At 48.1% G+C, this 11,532-nt stretch carries 9 protein-coding genes; all 9 read left to right on the top strand.

Going from position 1 to position 11,532, the window contains the following annotated elements; translation table 11 throughout:
* Positions 1–10: 10 nt before the first annotated feature.
* Positions 11–298, top strand: coding sequence for a type II toxin-antitoxin system HigB family toxin (locus tag OXN25_06795; protein ID MDE0424556.1), 288 nt, complete (start codon positions 11–13; stop codon positions 296–298).
* Between the two features lie 3 nt (positions 299–301).
* Positions 302–529, top strand: a complete 228-nt coding sequence (locus OXN25_06800) for a hypothetical protein (protein MDE0424557.1) — start codon at positions 302–304, stop codon at positions 527–529.
* A gap of 32 nt (positions 530–561) precedes the next feature.
* The gene (locus OXN25_06805) at positions 562–1,674 is read left to right on the top strand and encodes an aminopeptidase (protein MDE0424558.1); all 1,113 of its coding nucleotides are present in this window, start codon (positions 562–564) and stop codon (positions 1,672–1,674) included.
* On the top strand, positions 1,671–2,156 hold the full coding sequence (locus tag OXN25_06810; GenBank protein MDE0424559.1) for a hypothetical protein: 486 nt from the start codon (positions 1,671–1,673) through the stop codon (positions 2,154–2,156). Before OXN25_06805 ends, OXN25_06810 begins: the two co-directional genes overlap by 4 nt.
* Positions 2,157–2,180: 24 nt before the next feature.
* Complete coding sequence (locus tag OXN25_06815; protein MDE0424560.1) at positions 2,181–3,617, top strand: sulfatase-like hydrolase/transferase; 1,437 nt, start codon at positions 2,181–2,183, stop codon at positions 3,615–3,617.
* A gap of 394 nt (positions 3,618–4,011) precedes the next feature.
* On the top strand, positions 4,012–5,394 hold the full coding sequence (locus tag OXN25_06820; protein ID MDE0424561.1) for an RNA polymerase sigma factor: 1,383 nt from the start codon (positions 4,012–4,014) through the stop codon (positions 5,392–5,394).
* 28 nt (positions 5,395–5,422) lie between these two features.
* Entirely contained in the window at positions 5,423–10,090 is a 4,668-nt protein-coding gene (locus OXN25_06825) for a leucine-rich repeat domain-containing protein (protein ID MDE0424562.1), read from the top strand.
* A gap of 312 nt (positions 10,091–10,402) precedes the next feature.
* Positions 10,403–11,326, top strand: a complete 924-nt coding sequence (locus tag OXN25_06830; protein MDE0424563.1) for a leucine-rich repeat domain-containing protein — start codon at positions 10,403–10,405, stop codon at positions 11,324–11,326.
* 105 nt (positions 11,327–11,431) lie between these two features.
* Positions 11,432–11,532, top strand: a 101-nt coding sequence (locus OXN25_06835) for a WD40 repeat domain-containing protein (protein MDE0424564.1), incomplete at its 3' end; no start/stop codon positions are given.

Raw genomic sequence — 11,532 nt, forward strand, 5'->3', positions numbered from 1 at the left:
GCTGTATCTCATGCATATTATTACTCGAAAACGCCTAAACGAGTTTGCTCAAAAACATCGGAATACGCAAGTATCGCTTGAACGTTGGTATCGATTAATGAAACGGGGCAGCTTTCGATCGTTTGCTGAGTTGAGAACAGAGTTTCCTCATGCGGATCAAGTTGGAAAATTAACCGTTTTCAACATTAGTGGTAACAAAGTGCGTCTTATTGTGGCGATACACTATAATCGCCAAAAAGTCTATATTCGCGCAGTGTTAACACACGCTGAATACAATAAAAGTAAATGGAAGGAGTGAATCATGGTGAGGGAAGTCCAAACGGCTCAGAACGTGTGGCCAATGCTAACGGAAGTTGTATTCGTTCCTCATGCCCAGAGCGAGTACCAACGCCTCACAGAAGTGCTGGACAATTTAATCGATGTCGTAGGTGAGGATGAAGATCATCCTTTGGCTTCACTGATGGAAGTCATTGGTATCTTGATTGAAAAATATGAAGATGAACATGTCCCAGAGTTGACCGAAATATAACCTATTTAATTTTAACTACTTTTGAGGCAACTATGCACGATCCACGACTTGATAAACTCGCAGACGTTCTCACAACCCACTCCACCAAGATCCAACCCGGCGAATTTGTACTCATTGAAGGCATTGACATTCCACAGGAGATGGTGATCGCCCTCATCCGCGCCGTGCGAAAAGCCGGTGGGATCCCGCTCGTTGAACTCAAACAGAATCGTATCCAACGTGAAATCATTCTGGGGGGAGACGACGCTGGTATAAAATTGATGGGTGAATATGAAACATATCGCATGAAAAGGGTACAGGCGTACATCGGCATACGCGGGAGCCATAATATCACAGAGATGTCTGATGTACCGACAGAAGTAATGCAACGCTATCAAAAGTATTGGCAGCGACCCCTCAACGATATCCGCGTTCCGAAGACGAAATGGGTTGTCCTGCGGTGGCCCCACCCGGCGATGGCGCAGCAGGCACAGATGAGCACAGAGGCGTTCGAGGATTACTATTTCGACGTTTGCACGCTCGACTACAGTCGGATGGAGCGCGCTATGGAACCCCTCAAGGCTCTCATGGAAGAAACGGATGAAGTTCACATCGTCGGTGAGGACACCGATCTACGGTTCAGTATCAAAGACATCCCCATTATCCCTTGTGCTGGTGAGAAGAATATTCCCGATGGCGAATGTTTCACCTCCCCTGTCCGGGATTCTGTCAACGGTACGATCCATTTCAACACACCGACAATCTATCAAGGTACAACCTTCACAGACATCCGACTCCGCTTTGAAAACGGCAAAATTGTCGAAGCATCAGCGAATAATACTGAAAGACTCAACGCCATCCTTGATACCGATGAAGGCGCGCGCTATATCGGCGAGTTTGCTATTGCGTTCAACCCTTACATAACAAATCCGATGCTTGATATTCTGTTCGATGAGAAGATCGCTGGATCCTTTCACTTCACACCTGGGCAGGCTTACGAGGAAGCCGATAACGGTGTCCGTTCCTCTGTTCATTGGGATATGGTGATGATCCAAACGCCGGAATATGGCGGTGGCGAAATGTCCTTTGACGGGAACCTGATTCGGAAAGATGGTTGCTTCGTCCATCCGGCATTAGAGGCACTGAATCCGGAGAATTTGATATGAGTAGAAAACAACACCCCGTATACGGCGATCCACAACGATTTGAAGTCGTCGCAGATTTTATTGCTTCGCGGTACGGCAATGAGATCCAGTCCGTTGCCGATGTTGCGGGCGGAAAGGGGATATTGACGCGGCTTCTTAGTAAAAAGAAGAACTTTACATGTGATCTCATTGATCCGAGACGCACAGTCCTCAAAGGCATTGCGCATCGACCTGAACAGTTTGAACCCGATATGGCGGATTATTATGACCTGTTAGTCGGACTCCATCCAGATGGCGCATTGCGTCAATTGGGAGAGGCAGCACTCGTTCGTCCTGCGGTCATAATTCCGTGCTGCAACTTCTGGGATGAACAGCGTCGCGGGCAGTATGAACTGTTAACGGCAATTGAGGATTTCTATCGCCGACACTCTGTCCGGTTTGAACGGATTGCGCTTGGCTTCAAGGGACCGAAGAATATCGCTATCGTATCTGAACCCGCTTGAACCTTAAAGCAGATAAGGAATAATATGGCACGACAACCCAATATTCTATTTCTCCTGACTGATCAGCAACGTTTCGATTCACTCGGTTGCAACGGTGCCCCAATTTGCAGAACACCTGCCGTTGACGAAATCGCTGCGACAGGTATGCGATTTACGAACGCCTATACCCCGATCGCCCTCTGTTCACCCGCACGGGGGTCGCTCCTCACTGGACTTTATCCACACAATCACGGGCAGCTATCGAATATGGGGAACTTCAACGGCGTGTTTGCAAATCAAATTCTCGACAAACCGACATATCCAAAACTTTTGAGTGAGGTAGGCTATCGGGTGAGTTGTGTCGGTAAGTGGCATCTTGCCAAAGAAGGTGATACAGAATTCTGGGGTTACGACAAGTGGCACCCCTATCGTGAGTGGCATCAATGGCTTCGGGATGATGGCATCGACTTCCGAATCGACAGGGATGCTGTCCAACCTTTTGAGTGGGGCGGTGAAGCACCTTTCTATGGAAGACACCCACTTCCCGTCGAACGCACGATGGAGGCGTGGACGGCGGATAAAACGATTGAATTGCTCAACGGTTATGCAGGTTCTGAAAAACCCTTTATGATTGCTGCGAATTTCTTCGGACCGCATTTCCCCTATGCCGTGCCAGCACCTTACGACACACTGTACGATCCTGATAGCGTTGAGCGGTGGGGCAATTTCGATGAACAATTCATAAACAAACCGCTTATCCAACAGAAAGAGATGCTCCGTTGGAACGCCAGTCACCTGACATGGCCCGATTGGCAGAAGGTTATCGCCGCCTATTGGGGATACTGTACCTTCATTGACGACCAAGTCCGACGGATTCTCGACTGCCTTGAAGCGAACGGTTTAGCGGAGGATACTGTTATCGTTTTTTCAACCGACCACGGCGATATGCTCGGCAGCCATCGCCTTTTCAACAAGGGTTTCCACATGTATGAGGAGACGCACCATATTCCGCTCGTTATTCGCTGGCACGGCACAACATCACCCGGGACGACCTGTGATGAATTTGTGAACCTCGTAGACCTCATGCCGACCTTCTTGGAACTCGGCGGCGCAGCAGTCCCTGATACTGTTGACGGTAGATCCATTGTGCCGCTGTTACGCGGGGAAACTGTAGATGACTGGCCCGACGATGTATTCGCTGAATTTCACGGCTATGAGCCGACCCTCGCCTCTGTCAGAATGGTGCGAACGGATTCGTGGAAATACGTCTACAATCCGTACAGCGAGGACGAGCTCTACGACATGAAGAGCGATCCACACGAACTCCGCAACTTAGCGAATCACCTCGGTTACAAGCATGTCCTCCGCCGTATGAAAGCCCGTATGGTCGATCGCCTGCGTCAGACGAGAGACAACATCGTCCAAGAAGGCGGATGGCAGAGCAATTCGTTTGATCTACTTGTCTCAGATCGGGAGCGGTAGCCTGAATGTGAGTACTGTCCGGTACATGCCATCCGCAAGAAAAACTGAAGTGTGTGAGAAAACGCAGCCGCCAGCGCGGTGCTATGTCTATAGAAATGCCATCCTATCCTAAAGCCTCATTTCCAGCCGTTTGATATGCCAATTACACCTAAAATTGTCCAAAATTTTTAAATATATCTCGCCACAACCTTTTTGTTCGTCGTAATTTTAGATTTTGGTTGAAGCATTGCGTGACAAAATATTTTTTTTCACATGATGTAACGTTTTGGGAAAAAAATGTGTCTTTATAATCATAGGGCCTGTATTGCATTGCACAAAGTCCGAGACTCACTATCTAATTGGACGTTTCAGTGGATGTCAACACGACCAAATCTGTTCATGAGGAGGAAACTCTGTGGAGAGAGCAGACGATGTTCAATTGATCCATGCCGTTTTATCAGGCGACGACTCAGCATTCAAAGTTTTAGTTGAAAAATACGAAAAAAAGGTTCACGCCATCGCGTACGGAAAAATCGGTGATTTCCAGCATGCAGAAGACATTACACAAGAGACCTTCCTCAGCGCATATCAAAAGTTGTCAACGTTGAGAAACCCGAGTCGGTTTTCCGGGTGGTTGTATGTTATTGCGAAGCGGCTTTGTCAGAATTGGCTGAACAAACAAAAACCCGCGCTGCAATTGCAATCGTTGGAGGACACACCTATGGAAGAAGTGGTGAAGTCTGATTATGCGCGTTACGTATCGGAACAGCGCGAAACAGAAGCAACTGAAAATCGTCGTGAGATCGTCAACAAACTTTTGGAAAAATTGCCGGAGGGTGAACGGGCAGTGGTGACGCTCCATTATCTCGGCGAAATGACAACAACGGAGATTAGCAAATTCTTGGGGGTGTCGGTGGAGGCAATAAGGACTCGACTCCATCGCGCCCGAAAACGGTTACAAGAAGAAGAAGCACTCTTGATCCAAGAAGTTCTCGGCAGTTTGCAGATACCCGCGCGTATCAAACAGAAGATTATGCAAGAGATTGCTAACATGCAACCGACACCTGCTCCGAAAATGAAACCGCTCTTGCCGTGGGTGGCTTTCGGAACTGCTTTGGGTGTTACAGCTCTATTGATTTTGGGTGTCGGCAACCTAAACCTTGAACATTTTCAGCAACTTTACAAGACTTACTTTGCGAGTGATGAGGAAACCACAAAAGGTGAAAAGGATTTCACTCCTGATTTTACCCTAACACTCGGCACCCATAGGAGTGGGGCTGATTTGTTAGCGGCACTGGCGGCAGAAAAATGCCAGGTCAGTCTGTGGTCCATGCAAGCTCTTGAAAATCCGGATTTCCCGGTAGCCGCAGCGGAAATAACGGTTGATATTGTTGTGGTTTCTATGCTGGAGCTGGGGTTTGCTGAGGGTGAGTTTGCTACGCTTGATACGATTTATGCGCGTGCGAAACAGATGGGACTTGAAACGTGCCCGGTTGAGATTGCCCCGCAGCTGCGTCTGCGACTTCTTGACCAACCCGATTGGATGACCGGGGATCGGCTCTCGGAATTTTTCGTCGCGAGTGAACCGTTTGTGCTGACGCGTGAGGGGTTACCGAAGATTTTCAGCATCGTGCGGGATGATAGATACCCGCACCCTGAAACCGGTAGAGGGCTATGGTTGATTGCAAATGGCACCCTTGGAGCCGGGGATCCAGAACTCCCTGGCAGGCTGTTTAGTGCCTCCGATCCTACAGGGTTTGACCACAAAGGTCGTTTTGCATTCGTTATTCCGAAATAGATAGCACACAACTTATGGAGACACCTTTATGAAAACAACAAAAACGTTATCCTTCTTCTTTAAAAACTTCTCAAATCCAAGACGACTAATTTCGTTCACTTTCGTTATCATCTTAGTAGTCTTAGGCGTGCAAGGAATTAGTTACGGACAGCGTTTGAACGTTGGCGGACCGCGCGCTGTACGGATGATTTACTTTCTACCCAACGACCGTCCATACCAATCTGACGTAGTTCAGAAGATGAAAGATCAGATGGTTGCCCTTCAAACCTTTTTTGCCAAACAGATGCAAGCACATGGATACGGAAAAAGGACTTTTCGTTTTGAAACTGATGCCAAGGGTAAGCCGAAGGTTCATCGCGTCGATGGTCAGTATTCTGATAGTTACTATGTTGCTAAGAATGGAGGATATTGGGAGGAGCTGGAGCAGAAATTTGATATGCGGGGACCCAATATTTACTTTGTTGTTTGGGACAATAGTACAGGTCTCATCTCCGGAGGTATAGCGGGAATAGGAGGATCTTCAGGGAAAAATAGTGGCTTGCTGGATGTCCCTACCGGATTCTCCTTTGGAACAGCAGCGCATGAACTGGGGCACGCCTTTGGATTGGGTCACGATTTTCGAGACGGTAGGTATATCCTTTCGTATGGTCCAGAACAGAACAGATTGTCTGCATGCGCTGCCGAGTTTTTGGCAGCGCGTCCATATTTCAATCCCGATATCCCGTTTGAAGAGGGACCGGCACCGACTATTGAACTGATTTCATCACGTACATATCCAGCGGGCTCGAAGAGCGTCACAATTCGGCTAAAAGTCAGTGACACAGACGGAGTTCACCAGGTTCTCCTATTTGGTGTTGGTAATCTAATCGCGTGTCGCGGGTTAGCAGGCAAAAAGGAAGCCATCATTGAATTTGAATATGATGGTGTTCATACAGCTAAGGGTTATATCAGTCTTTCTGATGCTGTTTCACATGCCATGGGGGTGCAAGCTGTTGATATAAACGGGGATGCAGATTATATTGAGTTTCAACTTGCAGAAATCTCACAACACCATATCCATACGTTTGAAGGACATACAGGTACAGTCGACTCCATGATGTTCTCACCTGATGGGAGAATGCTTGCATCAGGTGGATGGGAGTTGGTCAAGTTGTGGGATGTTGAGACGCAGCAAAATATTGCTACTTTTGAAGGAAGCTCGGTAGCATTTTCTCCCAATGGTAGAACGTTAGCAATTGGTGATTTTGGCTGGATTAAGTTGTGGGATGTTAGGACAAAACATAATTTCGCTACTCTTGGACCTATAGTAGATGGCGTGTATTCTTTGGCGTTTTCACCCAATGGGAAAATGCTCGCTTCGGGATCACATGATGGAATGATCGCGTTGTGGGATGTCGCAAGGCATCGTGATATTTTCACCTTTCAAGCGTATACGCGTTCGGACAAATGGACAAATAACAGTGTTATTTCTTTAGCGTTCTCGCCTGATGGGAAAATGCTCGCTTCGGGGTCTTATGATCCGATGATTAAGCTATGGGATGTTGCTACGGGAACGAATATTGGATCCATTCGGGAAGAAGGACTTGCCCCTTATATCTACTCTTTAGCGTTCTCGCCCGATGGGAAAATGCTCGCTTCGGGGCGCGGAAATGGACCTGGTAACGTCAAACTGTGGGACGTTGCGACAAAACGCAATATTGCGTTTTTTGATCATATATTAGAGGTCTATTCCGTAGCGTTTTCACCTGAAGGTTCAATTCTCGCTTCGGGCTCACGTGATGGCATGGTCACGTTGCGGGACGTTGCCACGGGTACCCACATTGCTGATTTACCGCATACCTCTGGTGCATGGTCTGTTGCTTTTTCACCCGATGGATCTACCCTGGCCTCCGGAACACGGGATGGCGTGGTCAGCTTTTGGAATCTACCGCCAAGGGCGTTAGTCGCTGAATCTCAGCGTCCGCCTCTGTATTGGATAGATGCCGAGCGTGGCACACTCCATCGCCTCATCGGTGACACAATAGAAAACTTTCTGCCAAACGTCCGGAATGCTATGAGTCTCGCCGTCGACATCGTAAGCGGAGAACTCTATTGGACAGAGAAAACCACACCCCGCACCGGGGCTCTCCTCCGCGCAAACCTCAATGGAAATCCAAACCCCCAACTCGTCAAGAATCTAACAAGCGTCCCTCAAGGTCTTGCACTTGATACCACAAACCGTAAGATTTACGTGACAAACGCTTACGGTAAAGTTCAACGTCTCAATTTCGACGGTTCAAACTTCCAACCCAATCTTATTACTGGTTTGCAGACTCCAAATCACCTGGCATTAGATGTGACGCGTGGCAAGATTTATTGGACGGAACAGACGGACGATAGAACAGGTAAAATACGACGGGCAAACCTTGATGGCACAAATATTGAATTAGTCAAGGACTTAACGAGCGTTCCCCATGGTATAGCTGTTGACACTGTAAATGGCAAGATTTACTTAGCGAGCCCCTACGGTCAGGTGCAGCGGCTAAATCTTAATGGTTCAAACTTTCAACCCAACTTCATCAGAGGCTTGGAATCTCCGAAAAACCTTGCTGTAGATGTGGCGGACGGAAAACTCTATTGGACGGAAAAAGGAGGCATTAGTCGCGCAGATCTGAACAGCAAGCATAGAGAGAATATCGTCGCAGGCTTAGATGCCCCCGCCAATATTGCCTTAGGTATTATGAATCAGGTGGCAGTTGATACTGAGATGGAAGTTGATTATAACTTCTTTAGTATCGCGTTCAGTCCTGATGGGAACCGCTTTGCTACCGGCAATCACGATGGGACGACACGGCTGTGGAATGCCAATACAGGTAAAGAGTTACGGGTTTTCGGAGGGCATACCGGCTCTGTTGACAGTGTTGCGTTCAGTCCTGATGGTGTTCGCCTTGCTACCGGCAGTGCGGATGGCACGGCACGGCTCTGGGAGGTCAACACGGGTAAACAGATACGGGTTTTCAGAGGACATACCGAGGCTGTCACAAGTATTGCGTTCAGTCCCGATGGCACACGCCTTGCTACCGGCAGTCGGGATGGCACGGCGCGGCTCTGGAATACCAACACGGGTAAACAGATACGCGTATGGGATGGTGTTGGCGGTTGGAGTTTCCAGACTATTTACAGCGTTGCTTTTAGTCCAAATGGAAATCAATTTGCTATAGGGACTGTTGGTGTCGGTTCCCAGATATGGAATACCAACACGGGTGCGTTGATACGGGAGTTGGATACGGGCAGTGTGCGTAGCCTTGCTTTTCATCCTGAAGGGAAGCAACTTGCGACAGCCGGTTGGGGTGAGGCGCAGCTCTGGAATACCAACACAGGTGGACTCATACGCACTTTCGGAAGCAATGAGGGTACGGGCATGGCTCTCGCGTTCAGTCCTGATGGGAGCCGCATCGCTACAGGTAGTCACATTGGGACCGTGCGGCTCTATAATGTCAACACGGGTAAACGTATATGGACTTTTAAAAAAGGATATCCGGGAATCAGTAGCGTGGTCTTCAGTCCTAATGGGAAACACCTCGTTACAATCGATGCGGATGGCACTGCGCTGGCCTTGAATGCTAACACGGGTAAACCCGTATTAACCCTCATGGATGAGCCAGGTGAATCGCAAATTGTATCAATCCCTGACGCGAACAAGGTTGTATCCATCCCCGACGCGAACTTGGCAAAGGCTATCCGAAAAGCCTTGGAACTGGGAAACAACGCCCGCATCACAAATCAGCACATGTTGAAACTCACCGAGTTAGAAGCCAGGAACAGGAAAATAAAGAACCTGACGGGTCTTGAGCACGCCAAAAACCTCACCCGATTATATCTCGATCGAAATCAAATTCGCAACCTCAATCCGCTTTCAGGATTGACACGCCTCAAGACGCTAACGCTTGACGAAAACCAAATCAGCAACGTTGGTCCGCTCACGAAACTAACACAATTAGACTGGTTGTTGATTGGCGGCAATCCGATTAAGAATGCCGGTGTCCGCTTGCTTGCCGAATTGAAGCATCTCAGAGGGTTATCCCTCTATAACAGTCAGATAAGTAACATCACACCGGTGGGAAAGTTGACGAAACTCGAAAGTCTCTGGCTTGACTATAATCAGATCCGCGATGTCTCGCCGCTTTCGGGGTTAACGAACCTTCGGACGTTACATCTCCGGGATAATCAGATCCGCGATGTATCTCCGATAGGGAAGTTAACGCAACTGACGAGTTTACGGCTGACCGATAACCCAATAGCAGATGTCGGTCCCCTTGCGAGTCTTTGGAAACTCGAAGATGTGGATATTGAGATTCCGCCAGCCGCCCCTGGGCATGTCGGCGTTGCACCGCCTGAAGTCACATCGTTGCTCGAAAACTACCCGAACCCGTTCAATCCAGAAACGTGGATTCCCTATGAGTTAGCGACGGATATGGATGTGCGCATCACGATTTACAACGCCCAGGGTGTTGTGATCCGGACGTTAGAGTTAGGGCAGCAGTCGGCAGGATATTACACCACTCGGAGCCGTGCGGCACACTGGGATGGTCGGAACGCACTCGGAGAACCCGTCGCAAGTGGCGTGTATTTCTATACATTGTCCACGGAGTCCACACGTGACTCCGTTACCGCCGGCGAATTCACGGCAACGCGTAAGATGCTGGTACGGAAATAATTTTTTCCATTTTTATCGCTCTGAGCCGGGCAACGGGTTTCTGATAACTTGTCCGCAATGCGATTTCTAAAAAAGCAATCGCCTGCTGCCGAGAAACAGAAGGGAAGCCTTCAAGAAAATAGTCAAGATTCTCCCTTGCTTGGACTTGAAAGTTTCATTTTTTTTGACCTGATGTAACATTTCGCGAAAAAATCGTGTCTTTAATATTGTCTATTGCCATAATATAGTAGGACTCACGCAGCATGCTCATCTGTCTCACAGAATCTCGGACAGTCAACATTGCGCAAGTCCTGATAAAATAGGAGAAATCAGATGAAAATATGTAAAGGTCCCTTGCTTGCAATTTTGCTGTTATGTGTGTATGTAATAAGCTGCGAAAAGGCTCAGCAAATAGTCGGGCCAGCCGTGGAGCCGCCAGCAGAAGCCGTGTTCATGCCGGATGCGAAAGTAGCGGCGGCGGTGCGTGAAACACTGGGTCTGGCAGCAGACGCACCGATTACCGCCGAGGAACTACAAAACCTAAGAACACTTAAACTCACTGACGGTATAGCGGACTTCACTGGCTTAGAATATGCCGTAAATCTGACAGAATTAGTGGTGCCGGGTATTCATCCGCTATCAGATGTTTCCCCACTCGCAAATCTTACGAATCTGACAAACCTGAGTTTTGGCGATAACCGGGTATCAGATATTTCCGCACTCGCAAATCTCACGAATTTGAAACGATTCGGTATATCAGGAACCCAAGTATCGGATATTTCCGTACTCGCAAACTTTACAAATCTCACAGAACTGCGTTTGGGAAGTGGCCTAGGAGATGGTGTCCCGCTATCAGGTATTTCCGTACTCGCAAATCTTACGAATCTGACAAAACTGAAATTAGCCAATCTTCCGGTATCAGATGTTTCTGTTCTTGCAAATCTTATGAATCTCACAGAATTGGAAATAGCGGCTAGCGATGTATCAGATATTTCTGGGCTCGCAAATCTCACAAATCTTACAGAACTGAGACTGTGGGGTACAGAAGTATCAGATATTTCTGTCCTTGCAAATCTCACAAATCTCACAGAACTGAGACTGGAGTCTAGCCAGATATCGGACATCGCGCCCTTGGTGGCGAATACAGGATTGGGCAGCGGCGACATCGTCGATTTGCGGGATAATCCTTTGGATGAAGCTGCCACTAACACTCATATCCCGGCACTCCAAGCCAGAGGTGTTACAGTAGAATGGTAACATAACCTGAATTTGATATAAGATAAGGAACTTTATAAAAAAATGAAAACGCTATCTGTCATTCTACTCCTCATAATTTGTACACTTATACAACTCACTTTTGTAATGATTGCTTTTAGTGTTACGTTCAGTCCTGATGGAAACCGCCTCGCCACAGGCAGTGCGGATGGGACCGTGCGGCTCTGGAATGCTAATACAGGTAAAGA

The sequence above is a fragment of the Candidatus Poribacteria bacterium genome (assembly GCA_028820845.1).
In the GTDB taxonomy this organism is placed as follows: domain Bacteria; phylum Poribacteria; class WGA-4E; order WGA-4E; family WGA-3G; genus WGA-3G.